Origin of the sequence: Streptomyces sp. NPDC048361, from assembly GCF_040651795.1 — a bacterium.
In the GTDB taxonomy this organism is placed as follows: domain Bacteria; phylum Actinomycetota; class Actinomycetes; order Streptomycetales; family Streptomycetaceae; genus Streptomyces.
This window is the reverse complement of record NZ_JBEZKW010000013.1, coordinates 58,739-78,848: the sequence shown is the minus strand read 5'-3', so window position 1 is coordinate 78,848 and position 20,110 is coordinate 58,739. Positions and strand designations below refer to the sequence as shown.

Below are 20,110 nucleotides of genomic sequence, written 5' to 3'. Positions count from 1 at the left end.
AAACGATGACGCACCACGTGGAGTGCGTCGCCATCCTTGAACCGGCCGTGAAGGGCGACTGACCTGCGGTTTTACCCGTGCGCATGATGTGCGGTGCGGGCGTTGTGGGCGATATCCTGACGCCGAAATGGCGCTCGTGACGCTGAATTGACGCTCAGTTGACGCTCGTCTTGATGGGGTGTCAGGGCGACGTCACCCGCGAGGCCCGGTCGGGCTTTCGGCCGCCGGGGGCGATACCACCCCTGTTCATCTTGGCAAGGGGACCGGCCCGTGCCATTCGCAGAACAGGACGGTGGCGTCGTCCCCCAGCCGTCCCTGGTGGTAGTCCATGACGTTGTGCATGAGGCGGCGAAGGGTTTCGTCGACGGGGAGGTTGTCGGCCTGGTGGCGGATGATGAAATCGGTGAAGCGCTCCACGCCGAATTCCCGGCCGTCGGCGCCACGGGCTTCGGGGATGCCGTCGGTGAACAGCAGCAGCCGGTCACCGGGCTCCAGCTGCTCGGTGCACTGTTCGACCGGCAGGTTGAACCCGCTGCCCATCGGCCCGGCCGGCGGGCAGCCCAGCGTGCTGGCCCAGCGGCCCCCGCGGATCAGCACCGGTAGCGGGTGGCCGCGGTTGACCCAGCTGAGCTTGCCGGTGTTCAGTTCCAGGTCGGCGAGGATGCCGGTGGTGTAGCGGCTCGGCCCGAACTGCTCGATGAGGATGTTCTCGATGGCCCTGCTGGCTTCGGGGATGGTGGCACCGGCGCGGCGGTGGCTGCGGCAGGTGGACATCGACAGGGCCGCGGTGAGCCCGGCCGAGGTGTCGTGACCCATCGCGTCGAAGACCGCCAAGTGCAGGGTGTCACCGGCCATCGCGTACTCGAAGGCGTCCCCGGCCACCTGATAGGCCGGTTCCATGAAAGCGCTGACCGTCACCCGCTGATCGGAGAAAGTCCGCGGCGGCGTCATGCTCCACTGCAGTTCCGCCGCCACGCCCATCGGCCGGATGCGGGTCAACCGGGCGTGCGAGTCGCTGTTGGTCCGCTTGGAGACCAGCAGCAAGCCGGCCGCCGACGCCAGGGCCCGCACCATCTCCTCATCGAGCTTGTCCCCCTGACCGGAGGCGACGTGCAGGACACCCAGGCGCTCGGCGCCGTCGCGCACCGGAACCCAACAGGCTCCGCCGCGCGGCGGCACTGTGAGTTCGGTGAGCTGGTAGGCGCGGCCCGCCAGCGTGCCCTCGATCCGATACTCCTCACCGCCTTCGCCCGCACTCAAGCCGATCCCGGTCACCTCGCGTAGCACCTCCTCCTGGAGATCCGCAACGAACAACCGCGCCCCGCCCGCACCGGCCTCCTTCGCCGCGGTGTTGAGCAGGCAGGGCAGCTGCTCGAAGGGCGCCGTGTGACTGGCCTCCAAAAGTTCCGCCAGTGCCCGCGCCAAGCCGTGCGCCCTCATACCCGCCTCCGCAACCCAGGGCCCGTCAAGCCCGCTGTCCCGCTCTTCCACCATGACTCGTTCCCCATGAGCGTCGGACCACAAGCGGGACCGCGACCCGACACACACGCGCCGCCGACCGTCCGTGGTCACCCTCCTGGGGCCGCCTCGAAGCACCGGTGACGTGCCGAACCGGACGAGGATCCATCGCGTCGTTCACGCCGTCGCGCACCTTGGCCCACCGCCGCACGGTGTCCTGAGCGATTACTTCCCGCCCCGTACCGGGCCGGTCTACCAGCCCCGGACCCGCGCTCCGGTGATGCGGAAGGCGGTCGCCCGTGCTGTAGGCACCCCGGGGGTCCCAGACCGGTGTGGGAGTCGGCTGAGACGTTGCGATGTGGATAGCTGTGGCGGGGCCGGTGGGGGAGTGGGCTCCGCCCGCGCCCGCCTGCCGGGTCCCATGTACCGACACGTTGGTGCTGTGTGGGGCACTGCATGTGCCCTTACGAGTGACGACAGCGATTCGCTTCATCGATCTTGGTTCACCCGATAGGCGGCTGGATGGCTCGCCTCCGTTTCCTTTCTGGTCGCGCTCGTTGGAGCAGTGTGCGGCGCTCGCAGGCGCCCTCTCGCATGCGTTCGCCGTACACGTCACGCCGGACCCATAGGAAGGAGGCACCGTATGCATCTGACGCCGCATGAGCAGGAGCGTCTCATGATTCGTCTCGCGGCCGATCTGGTCGAGCGACGCCTCATTCGGGAGCCCACTCTCGAGCTGAATTACCCGGAGGTCATGGCGCTGTTCTCCGCCTACGTCCTGGAGGAGGCGCGCCACGGCACCAAGACGGTCGCTGAGCTCATGGATACCAGTCTGAGCGACGTGGCAGAGGAGATCGAACAGCGCCACACGGATCTCAGGAACCCCCTCGTCCTGCCGAAGACGACGAACATTCCGGGGACGACGACCAAGCCGGCCACGCAGACGACGCTGGGTTCGCCAACCACGGCACCCCCGGCGGCGACCACGGCGCCCAGGCCGACCATCAACCTCATGCCGGGCGTGCGGGAAATGATCGGTGATGTGCAGATCGAGGCGACGTTCAAGGACGGCACCAAGCTGGTGACCATCCCGCAGCCGTTCGGAGACGACAAGGCGCTGGTGTACCCGGGCCAGTACGAACTCCTCAAGGATGACGACGATCGGGACCGGCCGCCTTACAGCCCGAACCGGGTGTCGTACAACCTGGACCCGAGCGGCAACTTCCCTGGCGGGGACAAGCTGTGGGCGCGAAACACCGCGGACCGCCCCATCCAGGTGGGCTCCCACTTCCACTTGGAAGACGTCAACCCGCAGCTCCACTTCTTCACGGAGGCGAACGGCCGGGCGTCCTCCACGCCGGCTGTCATGGCGGGGAAGCGGCTGCATATCGCAGCCGGTACGTCGGAGCGGTTCGAGCCCGGCGCCGAGCGTGCGGTGTGGGTGGTGCCCATCCGGGGGCTGGGACAGGTGAAGGGCCTCAAGGGCGGCAAGACCGGTCCGAATTGGACAGCCCCGGCTTCATCGAGCGGGACAGCGCCGGCCTCGTCCGGCGGGACGGCCCGGGCCTCATCGAATGGGACGGTGTGAAGATGGGTACTTCCCCCAACCAGCGAGCCTCCGTGGTCGCTTCGCAGCCGCCGGGGCCCAGTTTCACCGTTCGCCCCCCGGTGCCGCTGAAGCGGGAGGACTACGCCACGCTGTACGGTCCGACGACCGGTGACAAGGTCCGCCTTGCCGACACGGACCTCGTCGTCGAGATCGAGGAGGACTGGTGCGGCGGGCCGGGGCGCAGTGGCGACGAGATGCTGTTCGGTGGCGGCAAGGTCATGCGCGAGTCGATGGGCATGTCGCACCGTGCACGGGACAACGACCCCGACACCCAGCCGGGCGAAGAGCCTATGGACACGGTGATCACCGGTGCGCTGATCATTGACCACTGGGGCGTGGTGAAGGCGGACGTCGGCCTTCGGGGCGGGGTGATCAAAGCCATCGGCCAGGCGTACAACCCGGAAACGATGTCGCCGAAGGCTCAGACTTCGACCCAGCCGTATGCCTCGAATTTCGTGGTGGGGCCGGACACCGAGGCGATCTCCGGGAACGGAAAGATCCTGACCGCCGGTGGCATCGACACCCATGTGCATTTCCTGGGGCCTGGGCAGATTCACGAGGCACTCGCGTCGGGTGTGACCACGCTCATCGGCGGTGGTACCGGCCCCGCGGACGGCAGCAGGGCCACCACGATGACGCCGGGCTGGTGGCACCTGGAGCAGACCTTCAAGGCGCTGGACGCCTATCCGGTCAACATCGGCCTGTTCGCCAAGGGCGGCACGATCAACCACAAGGCGCTGGAAGCGCAGATCGAGGCCGGCGCCATCGGCATCAAGGTCCACGAGGACTGGGGGGCCACTCCCGCGGCCATCAGGACGGCGCTGGATGTCTGTGACACCCACGGTGCTCAACTCGCCCTGCATGCCGACTCGATGAACGAGTCCGGGTTCGTCGAGGACACGTTCGAGGCGACCAAGGACAGTAACGGCAAGCCCCGGAGCATCCACGTCTTCCATGTCGAAGGTGCCGGCGGCGGCCACGCACCGGACATCATGAAGCTGGCCGGGAAGGAAACGGACGCGAGGACGGGCGTGGTCAGGGAGTACACGAATGTGCTGCCCGCGTCGACCAACCCGACCCGGCCCCTGACGGTCAACACCGTCGCTGAGCACATGTACATGATGGTCGTCTGCCATCACCTCAACCTCAGGGTCGAGGCGGACGAGGCGTACGCGGACTCGCGTATCCGGCCGTCCACCATGGCCGCCGAGGACCTGTTGCACGACATGGGCGCCATCTCGATGATGTCGTCCGACTCGCAGGCGATGGGGCGTATCGGCGAGATGGTCACGCGGACCTGGCAGACCGCACACGTCATGAAGAAACGCCACGGGCCCCTGCCGGAAGACGCCACCCACGGCAACGACAACTTCCGCGTCAAGCGTTACATCGCCAAGTACACGATCAACCCGGCCATCGCGCACGGCATCGACAAGTACGTCGGCTCCATCGAGGTCCCGGCCCCTGGCACAGGTGAGCTCAAGGTCGCGGATCTGGTGCTGTGGGAGCCGAAGTTCTTCGGCGTCAAGCCGCACATGATCATCAAGGGTGGGCAGATCGCCTACGCGCAGCTCGGTGACGCGAACGCGTCGATCCCGACCCCGCAGCCATACCTGCCCCGCCCGGTGTGGGGATCGTGCGGCACGGCTCCGGGAGGCAACTCCTTCAACTTCGTCGTGCCCAAGGCCAACGACATCAAGAAGGACTACGCGCTGACCAAGGACGTGAAGGTGATCACGTCCACGCGCGGTGTGACCAAGGTGGACATGATTCACAACGATGTGTCACCGGAGATCACGATCGACCCCTCCAAGTTCCAGATCACCATCGGTGAGGGCGGCGGAACGTACTCGCGCTCGCCCGGAACGAAGGCAGGCGATGTCCCGCCCAACGCGCCGGGCGCGCACAGGGGCACGACCAGGGATGCCGTCGCCGAGGTGGAAGGCGACCTGATGTTCGACGCGGAAAACCATCCGACCCCGGCCGCGGCGCCGGCCAAGAGCCCGCCCCAGGGCGATGGTCTCTATGAGACCGAACTGCCGATGGCACAGAAGTACTTCCTGTTCTGAGCGCGGCAGCCGGCCCGGCGGTGCGCCGCCGGGCCGGCTGCCCGGCACTTCCGTCCATCCGACCTCCGTACCTGAAAAGGCAGGCCACCGCTCCCATGAGCCATGCCGCCCTGCTCGTCCTGGCCGACGGCCGCTTCCCCGCCGGCGGGCACGCCCACTCCGGGGGTGTGGAGGCCGCGGTCGCCTCACGCGGTGTCCACGACGCCGCGAGCCTGGAGGCGTTCTGCCGGGGCCGCCTGCACACCATCGGGATGACCGCGGCCGGCCTCGCCGCCGCGGCCGCCACCGGATACGACCCGATGGCGCTGGACGAGGCCGCCGACGCCCGCACCCCCGTCCTCGCACTGCGGCAGGTCGCCCGCAAGCTCGGCCGGCAGATGCTGCGTGCCGCCCGGGCCGCCTGGCCCTGCCCCGAGCTCGACCAGCTCGCCCACCGCCTGCCGCAGGGCGCACACCAGCCCGTGGTCCTGGGCGTCGCCGCCCGCGCCGCGGGCCTGACCCCGCTCGATGCCGCCCAGTGCGCCGCGTACGAGAGCGTCGGCGGACCGGCAACGGCGGCAGTGCGTCTGCTGAGCCTCAACCCGTTCGACGCGACCGCCCTGCTCGCCCGGCTCGCCGGCGAAGTCGACGACGTCGCCCACGCCGCCGCCGAAGCGGCAGCGCGGATCGGTGCGGAAGGCGTCGGGGTGCTGCCTGCCGCATCCTCGCCGCTGCTTGACATCACCGGGGAACAGCACGCCGCCTGGCCCCAGCGGCTCTTCGCTTCCTGACCCCCACACCGTTCGGAGAACGCCATGCACCTCGACCACGACACGATCCTGCCGCACCATCACACTCCCAGCGCCGAGGCACTGCGTCCCGACGGTGGCCGCCGTGCACTGCGCATCGGCCTCGGCGGGCCCGTCGGGTCCGGCAAGACCGCCACCGTCGCCGCACTGTGCCGCGCCCTGCGCGACCGGCTGTCCATCGCGGTCGTCACCAACGACATCTACACCCGCGAGGACGCCGAGTTCCTGCTCCGCGAAGCCGTACTGCCGCCCGAGCGCATCACCGCCGTCGAGACCGGCGCCTGCCCGCACACCGCGATCCGCGACGACATCTCCGCCAACCTCGAAGCGGTGGAACAGCTGGAGGAGACGCTGCCCGCCCTGGATCTGATCCTCATCGAGTCGGGCGGCGACAACCTCACCGCCACTTTCTCCAAGGGCCTTGTCGACCACCAGGTGTTCGTCATCGACGTCTCCAGCGGTGACGACATCCCCCGCAAGGGCGGCCCCGGCATCACCACCGCGGACCTCCTCGTCGTCAACAAGACCGACCTCGCTCCGTACGTCGGCGCGAACCTGGAGACCATGGCCGCCGACGCGAGCAAGCAACGCGGCGACCTCCCCGTCGTCTTCACCAGCCTGGCTTCGGACGACGGTATCCAGCCGATCGCCGACTGGGTCAACGGCTGCCTGTCCGAGTGGTGTGCCGAGGTCGCCGTATGACAGCCGCCGCACCACGTACGCGACCGGCATCCGCGACGGAACAGCCCACGCCGGCGCCGGTCGTCGCAGGAAGTCGGACGGACAGCGGGCGGACGGACGAGGCGCCCGGTGTCGGGTGGGCGCACGCAACGGACCCCGAACTCTCCGGAGTCGAGGCCACCGCCTTCATCAGGGCGTCCTACGACGGCACCGCCACCACCGTCCCCGTCCGGCGCAACAGCGGTCCTTTCCACCTGAACCAGAAACGATCCCACGGCGGGTGGGCCCGGATCAGCGTGCTCAGCTCGATGTGCGCACCCCTCGGCGGAGACCGACTCGCCCTCGACATCACCGTCGAGGAACACGCCAAGCTGGAGGTGACCACGCCGGCCGCCACCATCGCTCTGCCCGGCGCCACGGCCGCGCCCGCCACCTATGACGTCCGCCTTGCCGTCGCCGACCAGGCCATGCTGACGTGGCTGCCGAAACCCCTGATCAGTACCCAGGGCAGCACCCTCCACCAGACCTGCACCGTCGACCTCGCACCGACCGCCGCCGTCATCGTGCGCGAAGAGCAACTCCTCGGCCGCATCCCCGAGCCGCCCGGCCACCTCACCACCCGGCTGACCGTGCACCGAGGCGGCCGCCCCGTCATCGACCAACACGCCTCCTACGGCGGGACGGCACCTGCCTGGGACGGCCCCGCCGTCCTCGGCAGATACCGCGCCACTGGTCAACTCCTCGTCGTCGATCCCTGTCTGGCCACCGACCACCCGCCGGTCCTCCTCGGCGACGACCCCGACAGGGGCCACGCCGTTCTCACGCCACTCGCCCGGCACCCCGCCTATCTGGCCACCGCCGCCGGCCGCGGCCTCCACGACGTAAGTGAACTTCTGGACGCAGCACTTGAGCACATCCGGAACATGGGGACCGGTCCGGAGAGCGAACCACGGGTCCGGAAATAGTCTCGCCCGGCACTCGACGGTGCACGGTTCATCCGCTGCTCGTCGACGTCCCGGACTTCGGCCCGGTTGAGGCCGGCGCCCCTCAGCTTGTGCGAGCGCACACTCAAACGGCACGGCTTCGAACTGGGCCGCGAGGCCCACGACCGGCAGATCCGGCCGTGGGGTGACGGAGCATTCGTCACGGTGCAGGAGTATCCGCTCTCTCCCACTGGCCTCCTGTCGTTCGTCCAGTCGTTGCCGATGATGATGTTGCTGCGGGAACGACACCGAAGGCTGCTGCTTGAGCTCGGTGAATCGCACACAACCACAGCGCGGCCCTGATCCCCGAGGGAGCAGCGCGGGGCGTTCCGCTGCCCGCGTTCCTTGAGGCCGTAACGGTTGGGCGTCAAATGGGTGAAGTCCGTTTCACTCGCCGGCCGGTGGTTACCTGCGTGAATATTTGCGCTTGACTGTGAGCGGTTGGTCCTGCGTAGCCAGACATCAGAGAGCGGTGACGCATGCTGTTCTTTCGCAGGCGGCGACAGCACGCCCGTGCCGTCGCGCGTGAGGCCGTACGGACCGGGTTCACGGTGGTGGACCGGCGGTCACCGGTGGCCGAAGTCGCCAAGGCGTTGCTGCGGAAGGCGTTTCCAGATCACTGGAGCTTCCTGCTGGGGGAGCTGGCCCTGTACAGCCTGCTGGTGCTGGTGCTCACCGGCACGTGGCTGACCCTGTTCTTCGAGCCGGGCACGAGGCAGGCGTTGTACGACGGGAGTTATGTCCCGCTGCAGGGGCTTCCGATGTCGACGGCGTACAGCTCGACGCTGCACATCACCTTCGACATCCGCGGTGGACTCCTGATCCGTCAGATGCACCACTGGGCGGCGCTGATCTTCATGGCCGCGATCAGCGTGCACATGCTGCGGATCTTCTTCACCGGCTCGTTTCGCAGGCCCCGGGAGTTCAACTGGGCGATCGGTGTGTCGCTGTTCTTCCTCTCCCTCCTGGAAGGGTTCTGCGGATACTCGCTGCCCGACGATCTGCTGTCCGGCACGGGACTGCGCACCGCCAACACCATCGTGATGTCCATTCCGGTCGTCGGCACGTATCTGGCGAACCTGCTGTGGGACGGGAGTTTCCCGGGGCACCTTCTGAACAACCGGCTGTACATCCTGCATGTGTTGTTCGTGCCGGGCGCGCTGATCGCTCTGGTCACGGTGCATCTGATGTTGGTGGTCTACCTGAAGCACACGCAGTGGAGCGGCCCGGGGCGGACGAACCGCAACGTCGTGGGTCAGCCGATGTTCCCGCACTTCATCGCCAAGTCGACCGGTCTGTTCCTGATGGTCTTCGCGACGGTGGCCGTGCTCGGCGCGGTGGCTCAGGTCAATCCGGTCTGGGACTACGGCCCCTACCGTGCCGATCAGGTGAGCACCGGGGCGCAACCGGACTGGTACGTGGGCTTCCTGGAGGGGGCTCTGCGGCTCATGCCGCCCTGGGAACTGTCGGTGGCGGGGCACACGGTCATGTGGAACGTCTTCCTTCCCGCCGTCGTGCTGCCGGGTCTGCTGGCCCTGGTCCTCATCGCGTATCCGGTCTTCGAGCGCTGGATCACCGGGGACCGGGGCGAGTACCACCTGTGTGACCGGCCCAGGGACCAACCGACCCGCACGGCTCTCGGGGTGGCGGGCATCGTGGGCTACGCCGTGTTGCTGGCGGCGGGCGGCAACGACGTGACGGCTTTCTCCTTCCGGCTCTCGGTCAACGCGTTGACGTGGGTGTTCCGTATCGGTTTCTTCGTCTTTCCGGTGCTGGCGTTCCTGGTCACCAAGCGGCTGTGTCTGGCGTTGCAGCAGCACGAGCTGCACGTGCTGACGCAGGGCGAGGAGACCGGATATGTGACACAGCGGGTGCACGGCTCGTTGGAGCCGGGGCATCGTCCGGTGGCCCCGGCGCGGCTCTACCGCTTTCTCGTACGAGACCTGCCGGCACCGGCGCCCTCCCCGGGGGCGGGCGCGCCGCGCCGCAGACGGCTGCGGGCCGCCCTGAACCGCTGGTACTTCCGCCGCAGGGTGTCCCTTGCGGCTACCGCCGAGCAGGAGCGCCAGGTCGAGGAAGCGCTGGCCCAACCGGAACGGAAGTCCTCATGACGCAGAGCGGCATCACGGCGGGGCGCCCGCAGTCCACGGCCGGTGTCTCGCGCGGCAGTTCGCTGGGCGGGCGGCTGCTGAACTACGTCACCACCACGGACCACAAGGTCATCGGCGCCATGTATTTCGTGACGGCCTTCGGGTTCTTCCTCTTCGCCGGGCTGCTCGCCATGGGCATGCGGGCCGAACTCGCCCGCCCCGGCTTGCAGTTGTGGAGCAACGCGCAGTACAACCAGCTGGTCACCATCCACGGCACGATCATGATGCTGCTGTTCGCCACGCCGATGTTCGCCGGGTTCGCCAACGCGGTGATGCCCTTGCAGATCGGCGCTCCCGACGTCGCTTTTCCCCGGCTGAACGCGCTGACCTACTGGCTGTATCTGTTCGGCGCCCTCATCGTCGTGTCGGGCTTCGTCGTGCCGGGCGGCGCCGCGTCCTTCGGCTGGTTCGCCTACGCACCTCTCAACAGTGCCGTTCGTTCACCCGGCGCCGGAGGCGACCTATGGGCCATGGGGCTGATCCTGACGGGTCTGAGCACGACCTTGGGTTCGGTCAACTTCATCGCCACCATCGTCTGCCTGCGCGCGCCCGGCATGACCATGTTCCGCATGCCCATCTTCACCTGGAACGTTCTGCTGACATCGATTCTGGCGCTGTTGGCGTTTCCCGTGCTCACCGCGCTCCTCTTCGCGCTGGAGGCCGACCGGAAGTTCGGCGCCCTCATCTTCGATCCCGCCTATGGCGGTGCCATCCTGTGGCAGCACCTTTTCTGGTTCTTCGGGCATCCCGAGGTCTACATCGTCGCGCTGCCGTTCTTCGGCGTCGTCTCCGAGATCATCCCGGTCTTCAGCCGCAAACCGACCTTCGGCTATGTCGGCATGGTGGGCGCCACCATCACGATCACGGCACTGTCGGCGGTGGTGTGGGCCCACCACATGTTCACCACGGGGGCGGTTCTGCTGCCGTTCTTCTCCCTCATGTCCTTTCTGATCGCCGTGCCGACCGGGGTGAAGTTCTTCAACTGGATCGGCACGATGTGGCACGGCGCCCTCTCCTTCGAGACACCGATGCTGTGGTCGATCGGATTCCTGGTCACCTTTCTCTTCGGCGGCCTCAGCGGAGTGCTGCTGGCCTCGCCGCCGCTCGACTTCCACGTCACCGACTCCTACTTCGTGGTCGCGCACCTGCACTACGTCCTGTTCGGGACGGTGGTGTTCGCGATGTTCGGCGGCTTCTACTTCTGGTGGCCCAAGTGGACGGGGCGCCTGCTCGACGAGCGCCTGGGGAAGATCCACTTCTGGACGCTGTTCGTCGGGTTCCAGACAACGTTCCTCGTGCAGCACTGGCTCGGCGCCGAAGGGATGCCGCGCCGCTACGCGGACTACCTTGCCGCGGACGGGTTCACGCTCCTCAACACCGTCTCCTCCATCGGCGCGTTCCTGCTCGGGCTCTCCACCCTGCCGTTCCTCTACAACGTGTGGAAGACCGCCGCCCGGGCGCCTCTGGTCGGCGTCGACGATCCCTGGGGGTACGGGCGGTCGCTGGAGTGGGCTACGTCCTGCCCGCCACCGCGGCACAACTTCCACACGATGCCCCGGGTCCGCTCCGACTCTCCCGCCTTCGATCTGCACCACCCGGAGGCCGCGGCGCTGCCGGTCCCGGCGACGCCGCGCGGACAGGCGACCCCCGACCCCCTCTAGGAGAGGCGTTCCATGAAGGCCGAGGCATATCTCTTCGCGGGGGTGGCGGGGTTCTTCCTCGCCGCCGGGGTGGGCTATGGGTGGTGGTCGGGGCGCGAGCCCGCCGGGACCGCCGCGCTCACCGTGGCGTTCATCATGTCCTCACTGATCTGCTTCTTCTTCGCGCACAATCACCGTCGTCGCGGCGCGAGGCCCGAGGACCGGCGCCAGGCACACATCGCCGACCGGGCCGGCCCCGTCGACTTCTTCCCCGCGCGCAGCCCCTACCCCGCCGTCACCGGGTTCGGCGCCGCGGTGACCGCGGTCGGCCTCGTCTTCGGCCTCTGGCTCTTCATTCTCGGGTTCGGGGTGCTCTGCGCCGGCGTCGGCGGGATGGCCTTCCAGTACGTCCACCGAGGCGAATGACCGCCCCCGGGGAGCCGGCGGGGAGCCTGGCCCCGGCCTTCGGGGCCGAGGCGCGGTGATCAGTGCGACGTCAGGTCCTCGCCCGCCCGGTGCAGCGCGTCGCCGGACGTCCGCGCCGCCTCCCTGAGCTTCCACGCTCCGACCACCGAGAGGACTCCGGCGCCCGCCGTGTAGGCGACGGTGAGGGTCGCGGCCGCCCGCCCGGGCGGCATGGAGCGCTCCAACGTGCGCAGGGCGCTCTGGTGCGCCGACCACAGCGCGAGCACGGCGCACAGCCCGGCACCCGCGCATGCGGCCGTGCCCAGCCCCGCTCGCCTCATCGTGGCCGTGGCCTGCTCGCGCAACCGCTCGACCTCCTGCTTGAAGAGGTCACTCGCGTCCTGCGCCAACCGGTCGGCCAGGTCGCCGGACGAGCGGTAGGGCGCGCCGTCCGCTTCGTGGTTCCCACTCATGTGCCGCCGCCTTCCTCGGAGCCCGGCAAGCCCTGGGCGGCAGGTCCGCTCATACCGGCGAGCACCGCCTGTAGCCACCGGCGAGCACCGCCTATGGCCTATGGCTTCGCCGTCGGTTCATCCTCACACGGCGAGGGAAGTGCCACCACCGATGCCTTCCGGCACGCCGTCGGCCTGGGCCTCCCGACTGGCTCGGCCCAGAGGGACGGTCGTGCGGTGCCTGACAGGCTCATGTCGCTCGACGGTCGGCCGGCATCGCTGGGGCGCCCTGCGCACGGACGGAGACAGCGGAGCGGCTGGTGGCGGGGCGCCAGCCGCAGGGTTGAGGACCTGGCCCCGGTCGTTGCACGGTCAGTGGATCCCGGGTGCGGGCGACACCGTGGAGGACTTCCGTAATGCTGGGCCCATGGCAATCGAGCGTTGTCCCGCTTCTCCAGGTACGGACCCCGGGAGCATCCCCACGATCGGCGTCGAGGAGGAGTTCTTTCTCGTCGACCCCCGTACCCGTTCCGTCGTTTCCGGCGGGCCCGCGGTGACGGCGCGTGCCCGAGCCGAGGTCGGAGACCTCGTTGAGGGGGAGTTCGCCCAGTGTCAGGTCGAGGGGCGCACCCCACCGTGCCGGACAGCGGACGAGCTGCGCCGGGCGCTGCGTCGGGTGCGGGAGGCGCTCGTGTCGGCGGCGGACGCCGAAGGCTATGCACTGTGCGCCTCCGGGACCCCGGTGCTGGGCGACGGAAGCGCGGCGCGAGTGGGCAGTCATCCGCGCTACCGGGCCGGCCGGGACCAGTACCGCAGCATGATGGACGACTTCGCCATCAGCGCGCTCCACGTACATGTCCACCTCCCCGACCGCGAACTCGCCGTCCTTACCGGCAACCACGTACGGCCATGGCTGCCGTTCTTCATCGCGCTGAGCGCCAACTCGCCGTTTCATCAAGGACATGACACCGGTTATGCGAGCTGGCGCTCGGTCATCAGGAGCCGTTTTCCGTGTCTGGGGCCGCCTCCGTACGCGCGGTCGCTGCGGGAGCACGACCGGTTGGCGCAGGTGATCACCGATACGGAGGCGATGCTGGAGCCCGGCCTGCCCTTTTGGGACCTGCGGCCCAATCCGAACTGGCCCACGCTGGAGATCCGGTCCATGGACGTGCTCCAGGACATCGACGACACCGTTGCCGTCGCCGTGCTGCTGCGCGCCTTGGTCGTCACCGCCGCGGAGCAGGCTGTGGGCGGCGACCCAGGCCCTTGCTGGAGCGGTGAGGTACTGCGGGCGGCTTGCTGGCGTGCCGCCCGTGACGGGTGGGACGGTGGCGGTTTCGACGCGTTGACCGGCCGGGTGAGAGAGATGTCTGGCGTCGCGGCAGCCCTTGTGGAGCATGTGCGGCCGGTGCTGGAGCGGCACGGGGACCTGAGTGAGGTCACGACTCTCTTCGCGCGGATGGCGGCCCGCGGTGACGGTGCGCGGCGTCAGCGGGCGTGGAACAAGCGCGAGGGCGGGCCGACCGCGGTGGTGGACCAGCTCGTCCTGCGGACGGCCGGCGGTTCGCACGCGCGTGTCAACGAGCAGAGAGAGTCGTGACCAGAACGTCCCGGACAGCGGGGAGGTCGGCGACCGCCGGGCGGATGGACGATACGCCGTGCAAAGTGGAGCGGTCGTCACTGAGGAGAAGCGAGCCCGGCGCACTGAGCGTCGTGCTCATCAACTCCTCTCCGTCCGCGTCGTACACCGTGCTCGTCCCTCCCAGCGCGTTTTCCCGACCGATCAGCAAGGACGTCACGAGGGTGACCCCGTCACGGTGACATCCCTCGGGGGCGGGCTCGCCCTGGTGGCCGGCCCGTGCCACCACCCTGAACGGATGTACCCTGACGCTCCATTCGGCCACGTCGTCAAGGCGCGCGGCGACTCGGCCGAGCATGCGGATCAGGGCGGCCAGCATCGGCTCAGCCATGAAAGCTTCCGTCAGGGGCTCAAAATGGCGGTCTGTGGCAACGTACAGCGGATTACTGTCTTCCGGCTGGACGAAGGCGACGTGGGGCATCGCCGTGATCTCTCCACGCCGCGTCAGACAGAAGTGTCCATAACGCCGCAGACGTCGCGTGCCCTGCTGGGCGGCGTACGCATCCGGGGCCAGTTCTCCCCAATGCGCGGCAAACCTTCCCCATGACTCCTCGGCCACGCCGAGGCAGCGAGACAGCCGGTCCGGCGTCATCAGATATGAGCCCTGCGAGACGACAGCCCGCCCCGCTTCCTCGATGAGGACGTCAGCGCGGTCCATGGCCGCACGGCTGGGCCCGCTGCTTCGCGATCCGCCTTGCAGGGCCGAGGAGGCACTTCCAAGTCGTTCGTCCATGTCCCCATACTCCGGGCGCGTCCGGCACCGCGCATCCGCTGCGTCACACCATCGGCGCCTCAATTGTCGAACGCACTGCGGTGCTGCCTGCGCCAAGCGGGGAGTGCCGAGGCGCGACGGGTCGATGGAGCCGGTGGGCCGGCCGGCCGGCGACGCGTCGGACCGCCGCGGCCGCCCCCGGCATCCCCAACCCGCACCTCGCTCTGGCCTGTCCGTGCAGTTCACCCCGGCTCCCGGCTCTCTCCGTCGCTGGTGAGGCGCGCTTTTCCGGTCGCGGGAGCCCGCGTGGGCCGACGCCTGGCTTGACATCGTTTGCATAATGCAAAATGGCGCGAGTAAGGGGAAACTGCACATGAATGGCATACGAATGGGACGCTCCGAGGCGGCCGTGGCACGTCAGGGACCGGCCGCTGGGTGGCGTCTGGGGCTGCGTGAAGCGCAGTGGGGGCTCGCGGCCCTGGCCCTGGTGATCGGTGTGGGTGCGGGGCTCGGGTCGATCGCCTTCCGGTGGCTGATCAAGGTCTTCACCGGCCTGTTCACGGGGCACGCCGACTACGCGGGCGCCGGGCATGCGGCGAACCCGCACGTCGCCTGGCTGGGCCCGTACTTCGTTCTCCTGGCGCCGGTGATCGGCGGACTGCTGTACGGGCCGCTGGTGGACCGGTTCGCCAAGGAGGCGCGCGGACACGGGGTGCCCGAGGTGATGCTGGCGGTGGCCCAGCGCGGCGGGCGCATCAACCCGAACGTGTCGGTGGTCAAGGCGCTCGCCTCGGCGCTGACGATCGGCTCGGGTGGCTCGGTGGGCCGCGAGGGACCGATCGTGCAGATCGGCTCCGCGCTCGGCTCGACGCTGGGCCGGATCGTCAAGGTCACCGAGGGCCGGATGAAGCTGCTCGTGGCGTGTGGCGCGGCGGGCGGTATCGCGGCGACCTTCAACGCGCCGCTGGCCGGGGTGTTCTTCGCGATGGAGCTCATTCTGCGCGACTTCGCGATCGAGTCGTTCGGCGCGGTCGTCCTGTCCAGCGTCGCGGCGAGCGTGATCGGCAGGGCCGCCTTCGGCGATGTCGCCTTCCTGAACCTTCCCGCCTTCCACGTCGAACACGTCGCCCAGTACGGCCTGTTCGCGCTGCTCGGCATCGTCGCGGGTGGCATCGGTATCGGATTCACCCGCATCCTGTACTGGATCGAGGACGCCTGCGACTGGGCCTGGCGCGGCCCCGAATGGCTGCGCCCGGCCGCCGGCGGTCTGCTGCTCGGTCTGCTGCTCCTGGTGCTGCCGCAGATGTACGGGGTCGGCTACCCGGTCCTGGAGAACGCTGCGGAAGGCAAGTACGCCGCGGCCTTCCTGCTCCTGCTGCTTGCGGGGAAAATCCTGGCGACCAGCCTCACCATCGGCATCGGTGGCTCCGGTGGCGTCTTCGCGCCGAGCCTGTTCATGGGCGCGATGCTGGGCGCCGCCTACGGGACGGGCATGCAGAGTCTGCTGCCGGGGACGGCGGGAGCGGTCGGCGCCTACGCCCTGGTCGGCATGGGCGCCGTGTTCGCCGGCGCCTCCCGCGCCCCGATCACGGCCGTGGTCATCCTGTTCGAGCTGACCGGCGAGTACTCGATCATCCTGCCGCTGATGCTCGCCATCGTCACCGCGACCGCGACCAGCAGGCTGCTGTCCCGTGACACCGTCTACACCCTCAAGCTGCGTCGCCGCGGGATCGATCTGGACGGGCCGGCCTCCGGAGCACCGCTGGGCGGTCAGCAGGTCGACGAGGTGATGGAGCAGCCGCCCGGGACGCTCGCCGTCGACACGGAACTGACGTGCGCGGCCACGGAGTTGTCCCTGTCGGCCCACGGCGTGCTGCCGGTGTCCGACAAGAACGGCCACTACGTGGGCATGATCACCGCCAGGGCGGTCGCCGAGGCGCTCGCCGACGAGCCCGCCGCCGCCGGATCCGGTGCGATCGTCGGAGACCTGGTGGAGCAGCCCGCCTCGCTCACTCCGGACCAGCCCCTGGCCGCGGCCCTGCACGCCCTGATCTCCCATTCCGGAACCGGCCTGCCCGTCCTCGATACCGAACGAGCGCGTCTGGTGGGCTGGCTCACGCACCAGAGCGCGCTGCGCGCTCTGCACTCCGTGCGCGGCGATGCGGCCCGGGAGCCCGCCGCGGCATGAAGGCGGCGGGAAGCGGCCAGGGTGTGCAGTGCACGGACTGAACGGCGCCCTGCCGGGAAGGAGCCGTGAGACGGACGCCGATCTGTCCGGCCGGCTTCGTTGACGTCGGCCGGGGCGTCGGACGGGGGCCAACCGCACGGAAGGAATCCCATGGACAGGTACCTCGACCGTGTACGTCGTTCCCGCCGGACCCTGCTGCCGCTCGGCGCCGTCGTCCTCGCCACGCTCGCATCGGCCACGGCATGCGGCGACGGCGCCACCTCCACTACGCCACCCTCGACGCGGGCCACGACCACGACCACGACCACACCGCGTCCGGTGGAGTCCGCGGCCGCGGGGGATGAGTCCACGCCGGGCGGGGATGGGTCCATGCCGGGTGGGGATGGGTCCATGCCGGGCGGGGGAGGGTCCTCGCCGAGCACCGCCGCCACGCCCTTCCCCCACACCGGTGCGTCGGCTCCCTCTTCCTCCGCCGGCGATCCGCGCTGCACGGCGGACCGGCTCCGCCTCTCCCTCGGCCGGATCTCGCCGGGGGCGGGCAACATCTACGTACCCCTGGTGTTCACCAACACGGGCACCGCGGTCTGCCGTCTGCTCGGCTTCCCCGGCGTCTCGCTTCTCTCCGCCTCCGGTGCCCGCATCGGTGAACCGGCGCAGCGGGAGGGAAGCGCCCTGCCGCCCGTCGTGCTGGCGCCGGGCAAAGCCGCTTACGCGTCTGTGCACACCGTGAACGAGGGTGTGTCGGACAAGCCCTGCTGGCAGGCCGCCACGCGGGTGCAGGCGTATCCGCCGGGTTCGACCGAGGCGCTGCGCGTCCCGGCCGACTCCCTGCGAATATGCGGAGCGACTTTCGACGTGTCGGCGCTGCGCCCAGGACAGCACCCCTGAGCAGCCGGGGGAGCAGCGGGACGGGAGATTGCGCGGGGTTCAGCGGGGCGGGAGCTTGCGCGGGGGTCCAGCGGGGCGGTGACTCCTCCAGACGTACGAACGGCTGTGCGCTCGGCATGTACGACGGACTCTTCGCCGAGCGGCGCGGCCATGCCGCCACGGGCGCCGTAGCCGGCGTCACAGCAGCCGGCGCGTTCCGCGAGGGCGCGCACGACGAGCCTGCCCTCGCGGCCGTCGCGGCCCGGATCGAGCGGGTCTGTGAACTGACCCTGCGGCACGAGAAGTTCGTCACGGCCCTCCGCGCCGAGGCCGACCCCGCGGGCACCGCCACCTTCGTGAACCACGGAGACCCGCCGCCGTTCCTCGTATCCGGCGCCGGCAGCCGGCGCAGTCTCCTTCTCCGAGCCCGCGCGGTACGCCCTGCGCCTCGGCCTGACGTTGCGACAGCAGCCGGGCCCCTGCCGTGAACGGGACTTGAAAGGGGTGGGGACTGGTGGTGGCGTGCGCCCATACCGCGCGACCTGCCGGACCAGCAGCACACAGGGCCCGCTCCATGACGAGGCGGCCATGCTCCTGCTCCGCTCCTGCGAACAGAGGACCGGATGACCGCGAGGTGGGCGGGGCACGGTAAAAAGGGGGGCATGGCCGACCAAGCGCAGCCCCCGGCGGGCCCGGATGACGTCGATGCGGTGACCCGTGCGGTGCTGACCGCCTCCCGCGTCCTGGTAGGCGTGTCCGCCCGCTCGCTGGCAGCGGTCGAGGACCGGGTGACGCTCCCCCAGTTCCGTCTCCTGGTCGTCCTCGCGACCCGCGGCACGGCCAAGCTCGTCGTCCTGGCGGACCATCTCGGTGTGAAGCCGTCCACCGCGATGCGAATGATCGACCGCATGATCGCCGCCGGCCTGGCGGTCCGCCAGATCAATCCCGTCAACCGCCGCGAGACCCTGCTGGGCCTGACCGACGACGGCCGTCGCCTGGTCAACGACGTCACCGCCCGCCGCCGTGAGGCCATCGCCGAAATCGTCTCCAGGGTGGCACCCGGCCAGCGTGCCGCCCTGGTCGAGGCCCTCACCGCGTTCAGTGAGGCAGGCGGCGAGCCGGGCGTCTCGGACGAGGCGGACGCCCTCTATCCACTGGGCTGGTCCGACAACCCGCCCAGAAGCACCGGCTGAGCATGGCCGTTCCGGCACCCGGCGGAGGCGGGCCTCTCCGTCGGTGTGCTCCTGGAGCCGGCCCCGCGCCGGGAGCGCACCGAAGGTGAGCTACCCCGCCCCTCTGAACCGCTCTCAGCGGCCGTCGGCGGAGCCTCCCATCATGGCGAGCATGTCCTTGCCTCCGGTACGCAGGAAGCGGAGGGCCAGGACGGCGGCGAGCAGGAGGAACGCGCAGTTCAGCCAGGTCGTGTAGTTCCAGCTGACTCCGCCCTGCGGAAGGGCCGCGGCGGCGCTGTCAGGAACGAGGCCGAGGCCGCCGAAGACGAACTCCACCACGTACCCGGCCAGGACCATGGCCGCGTAGAACGTGCCGAGGAGGAAGAGAGCCATCCGGGTGCCGTAGTACTTCCGGTAGATGTTCAGGATCGGCAGGATCAGCAGATCGGCGAAGAGGAACGCCACGACACCGCCGAAGCTGATGCCGCCCTTCCAGAGCACCACGGCCAAGGGCACGTTGCCGACCGAGCACACGAACGAGACGATGGCCACCAGCGGCCCGATCAACGGCCCCCACAGCTTGGCCGCGAGGGGGTGGCCGTCGAAGAAGAAGGTGCGCCAGAAGGTGTCGGGGACCCAGGCGGCGATGGCGCCGGCGACGAGCAGGCCGACGACGAGGTCGCGAAGGATCGCCGCCCATTCCATGACGAAGACGTGGGCCACCGAGGTGAAGCCCTCGCGCGAACACAACCTGCGGGCGAAGGAGCCCTCGCGCTGGACCGACATGTCCATCGCGGCGTGGCCCTCCATGGACCCCGCCACCCCGCGCTCTGCCTGCTCCCGCGCGCCGCGCACCAGCTCGTCACGCAGGAGCAGCCGGAACATCACGGCCAGGGCGACGATCATCAGCCCGCCGCCCGCGAACTCGGCGGCGGTGAACTGCCAGCCCATCAGGAGAGCCAGGATCACGCCGAGTTCGACGACCAGGTTCGTGGAGGCGATCTGAAAAGCCATCGCCGCGGTGAGGTTCGCTCCCTTGCGGAAGAGGGAGCGGGCGAGCGCGACCGCGGCGTACGAGCAGGACGAGGAGGCAATGCCAAGGCCGGTCGCGGTGGCCAGCGTACGGGCGCGGTCGTCACCCAGCAGCGAGACGACGGTGGACTTCCGGACCACCGCCTGGACCACCGCGGACAGGATAAAGCCCAGGATCAGGGCCCAGGTGATCTCCCAGGCCATGGAGCCGGTGATCGACAGGGCGTGCTGGATTGCGTGCATGAACGTCCTCCTGCCCGGGGTG

At 69.4% G+C, this 20,110-nt stretch carries 17 protein-coding genes; 13 read left to right on the top strand and 4 right to left on the bottom strand.

Translation table 11 applies throughout. The features are described from left to right. Positions 1 to 246: 246 nt before the first annotated feature. The gene (locus tag AB0D31_RS10110) at positions 247 to 1,440 is read right to left on the bottom strand and encodes a PP2C family protein-serine/threonine phosphatase (RefSeq protein ID WP_362719659.1); all 1,194 of its coding nucleotides are present in this window, start codon (positions 1,438 to 1,440) and stop codon (positions 247 to 249) included. A 661-nt stretch (positions 1,441 to 2,101) separates the two neighbouring features. Between AB0D31_RS10110 and AB0D31_RS10105 the strand changes: the two genes are divergently transcribed. From AB0D31_RS10105 to AB0D31_RS10070, 8 genes are all read left to right on the top strand, one after another. Continuing rightward, the gene (locus AB0D31_RS10105; RefSeq protein ID WP_362719656.1) at positions 2,102 to 3,046 is read left to right on the top strand and encodes an urease subunit gamma; all 945 of its coding nucleotides are present in this window, start codon (positions 2,102 to 2,104) and stop codon (positions 3,044 to 3,046) included. A gap of 80 nt (positions 3,047 to 3,126) precedes the next feature. Next, on the top strand, positions 3,127 to 5,136 hold the full coding sequence (gene ureC / locus AB0D31_RS10100; protein ID WP_362719653.1) for an urease subunit alpha: 2,010 nt from the start codon (positions 3,127 to 3,129) through the stop codon (positions 5,134 to 5,136). Between the two features lie 95 nt (positions 5,137 to 5,231). Next, positions 5,232 to 5,906: an urease accessory UreF family protein gene (locus AB0D31_RS10095; RefSeq protein ID WP_362719650.1), complete on the top strand. Its 675-nt coding sequence runs from the start codon at positions 5,232 to 5,234 to the stop codon at positions 5,904 to 5,906. Positions 5,907 to 5,930: 24 nt separating this feature from the next. After that, entirely contained in the window at positions 5,931 to 6,626 is a 696-nt protein-coding gene (gene ureG / locus AB0D31_RS10090; RefSeq protein ID WP_362719648.1) for an urease accessory protein UreG, read from the top strand. Then, positions 6,623 to 7,570, top strand: a complete 948-nt coding sequence (locus AB0D31_RS10085; RefSeq protein ID WP_362719645.1) for an urease accessory protein UreD — start codon at positions 6,623 to 6,625, stop codon at positions 7,568 to 7,570. Before ureG ends, AB0D31_RS10085 begins: the two co-directional genes overlap by 4 nt. 497 nt (positions 7,571 to 8,067) lie before the next feature. Then, positions 8,068 to 9,699, top strand: a complete 1,632-nt coding sequence (locus tag AB0D31_RS10080; protein WP_362719642.1) for a ubiquinol-cytochrome c reductase cytochrome b subunit — start codon at positions 8,068 to 8,070, stop codon at positions 9,697 to 9,699. Next, entirely contained in the window at positions 9,696 to 11,399 is a 1,704-nt protein-coding gene (ctaD, locus tag AB0D31_RS10075; protein WP_362719639.1) for a cytochrome c oxidase subunit I, read from the top strand. Before AB0D31_RS10080 ends, ctaD begins: the two co-directional genes overlap by 4 nt. Positions 11,400 to 11,411: 12 nt before the next feature. Further along, positions 11,412 to 11,804, top strand: a complete 393-nt coding sequence (locus AB0D31_RS10070; RefSeq protein WP_362719636.1) for a cytochrome c oxidase subunit 4 — start codon at positions 11,412 to 11,414, stop codon at positions 11,802 to 11,804. 59 nt (positions 11,805 to 11,863) lie between these two features. Here AB0D31_RS10070 and AB0D31_RS10065 read toward each other — a convergent pair whose 3' ends face one another. After that, complete coding sequence (locus AB0D31_RS10065; protein WP_362719633.1) at positions 11,864 to 12,256, bottom strand: phage holin family protein; 393 nt, start codon at positions 12,254 to 12,256, stop codon at positions 11,864 to 11,866. Positions 12,257 to 12,662: 406 nt separating this feature from the next. Between AB0D31_RS10065 and AB0D31_RS10060 the strand changes: the two genes are divergently transcribed. Then, a complete protein-coding gene (locus tag AB0D31_RS10060) occupies positions 12,663 to 13,835 on the top strand; it encodes a glutamate--cysteine ligase (RefSeq protein ID WP_362719630.1) in 1,173 nt (390 codons plus the stop codon). Here the strand turns inward: AB0D31_RS10060 and AB0D31_RS10055 are convergent. Further along, positions 13,813 to 14,607 carry a 2OG-Fe dioxygenase family protein gene (locus AB0D31_RS10055; protein ID WP_362719627.1) on the bottom strand — a complete coding sequence of 265 codons (795 nt, stop codon included), beginning with the start codon at positions 14,605 to 14,607 and terminating at the stop codon, positions 13,813 to 13,815. The two genes, AB0D31_RS10060 and AB0D31_RS10055, sit on opposite strands and share 23 nt — an antisense overlap. 367 nt (positions 14,608 to 14,974) lie before the next feature. Here AB0D31_RS10055 and AB0D31_RS10050 point away from each other — a divergent pair, with 367 nt between their 5' ends. From AB0D31_RS10050 to AB0D31_RS10035, 4 genes are all read left to right on the top strand, one after another. Further along, a complete protein-coding gene (locus AB0D31_RS10050) occupies positions 14,975 to 16,774 on the top strand; it encodes a chloride channel protein (RefSeq protein WP_362719773.1) in 1,800 nt (599 codons plus the stop codon). A 150-nt stretch (positions 16,775 to 16,924) separates the two neighbouring features. Continuing rightward, positions 16,925 to 17,662 carry a DUF4232 domain-containing protein gene (locus AB0D31_RS10045; RefSeq protein WP_362719624.1) on the top strand — a complete coding sequence of 246 codons (738 nt, stop codon included), beginning with the start codon at positions 16,925 to 16,927 and terminating at the stop codon, positions 17,660 to 17,662. A 116-nt stretch (positions 17,663 to 17,778) separates the two neighbouring features. Next, a complete protein-coding gene (locus AB0D31_RS10040) occupies positions 17,779 to 18,129 on the top strand; it encodes a SpoIIE family protein phosphatase (RefSeq protein ID WP_362719621.1) in 351 nt (116 codons plus the stop codon). Between the two features lie 174 nt (positions 18,130 to 18,303). Continuing rightward, on the top strand, positions 18,304 to 18,834 hold the full coding sequence (locus AB0D31_RS10035) for a MarR family transcriptional regulator (protein WP_362719618.1): 531 nt from the start codon (positions 18,304 to 18,306) through the stop codon (positions 18,832 to 18,834). Positions 18,835 to 18,948: 114 nt separating this feature from the next. Here AB0D31_RS10035 and AB0D31_RS10030 read toward each other — a convergent pair whose 3' ends face one another. Further along, positions 18,949 to 20,088 (bottom strand): permease, encoded by a 1,140-nt coding sequence (locus AB0D31_RS10030; protein WP_362719615.1) that lies wholly within the window; start codon positions 20,086 to 20,088, stop codon positions 18,949 to 18,951. Positions 20,089 to 20,110: the final 22 nt, after the last annotated feature.

What these genes read in the sequence shown, in the direction of transcription:
- AB0D31_RS10110 (WP_362719659.1), bottom strand. Translation starts at nt 1,440, where the DNA reads ATGAGGGCGCACGGCTTGGCGCGGGCACTGGCGGAACTTTTGGAGGCC.
- AB0D31_RS10105 (WP_362719656.1), top strand. Translation starts at nt 2,102, where the DNA reads ATGCATCTGACGCCGCATGAGCAGGAGCGTCTCATGATTCGTCTCGCG.
- AB0D31_RS10095 (WP_362719650.1), top strand. Translation starts at nt 5,232, where the DNA reads ATGAGCCATGCCGCCCTGCTCGTCCTGGCCGACGGCCGCTTCCCCGCC.
- ureG (WP_362719648.1), top strand. Translation starts at nt 5,931, where the DNA reads ATGCACCTCGACCACGACACGATCCTGCCGCACCATCACACTCCCAGC.
- AB0D31_RS10085 (WP_362719645.1), top strand. Translation starts at nt 6,623, where the DNA reads ATGACAGCCGCCGCACCACGTACGCGACCGGCATCCGCGACGGAACAG.
- AB0D31_RS10080 (WP_362719642.1), top strand. Translation starts at nt 8,068, where the DNA reads ATGCTGTTCTTTCGCAGGCGGCGACAGCACGCCCGTGCCGTCGCGCGT.
- ctaD (WP_362719639.1), top strand. Translation starts at nt 9,696, where the DNA reads ATGACGCAGAGCGGCATCACGGCGGGGCGCCCGCAGTCCACGGCCGGT.
- AB0D31_RS10070 (WP_362719636.1), top strand. Translation starts at nt 11,412, where the DNA reads ATGAAGGCCGAGGCATATCTCTTCGCGGGGGTGGCGGGGTTCTTCCTC.
- AB0D31_RS10065 (WP_362719633.1), bottom strand. Translation starts at nt 12,256, where the DNA reads ATGAGTGGGAACCACGAAGCGGACGGCGCGCCCTACCGCTCGTCCGGC.
- AB0D31_RS10060 (WP_362719630.1), top strand. Translation starts at nt 12,663, where the DNA reads ATGGCAATCGAGCGTTGTCCCGCTTCTCCAGGTACGGACCCCGGGAGC.
- AB0D31_RS10055 (WP_362719627.1), bottom strand. Translation starts at nt 14,607, where the DNA reads ATGGACGAACGACTTGGAAGTGCCTCCTCGGCCCTGCAAGGCGGATCG.
- AB0D31_RS10050 (WP_362719773.1), top strand. Translation starts at nt 14,975, where the DNA reads ATGGGACGCTCCGAGGCGGCCGTGGCACGTCAGGGACCGGCCGCTGGG.
- AB0D31_RS10045 (WP_362719624.1), top strand. Translation starts at nt 16,925, where the DNA reads ATGGACAGGTACCTCGACCGTGTACGTCGTTCCCGCCGGACCCTGCTG.
- AB0D31_RS10040 (WP_362719621.1), top strand. Translation starts at nt 17,779, where the DNA reads ATGTACGACGGACTCTTCGCCGAGCGGCGCGGCCATGCCGCCACGGGC.
- AB0D31_RS10035 (WP_362719618.1), top strand. Translation starts at nt 18,304, where the DNA reads ATGGCCGACCAAGCGCAGCCCCCGGCGGGCCCGGATGACGTCGATGCG.
- AB0D31_RS10030 (WP_362719615.1), bottom strand. Translation starts at nt 20,088, where the DNA reads ATGCACGCAATCCAGCACGCCCTGTCGATCACCGGCTCCATGGCCTGG.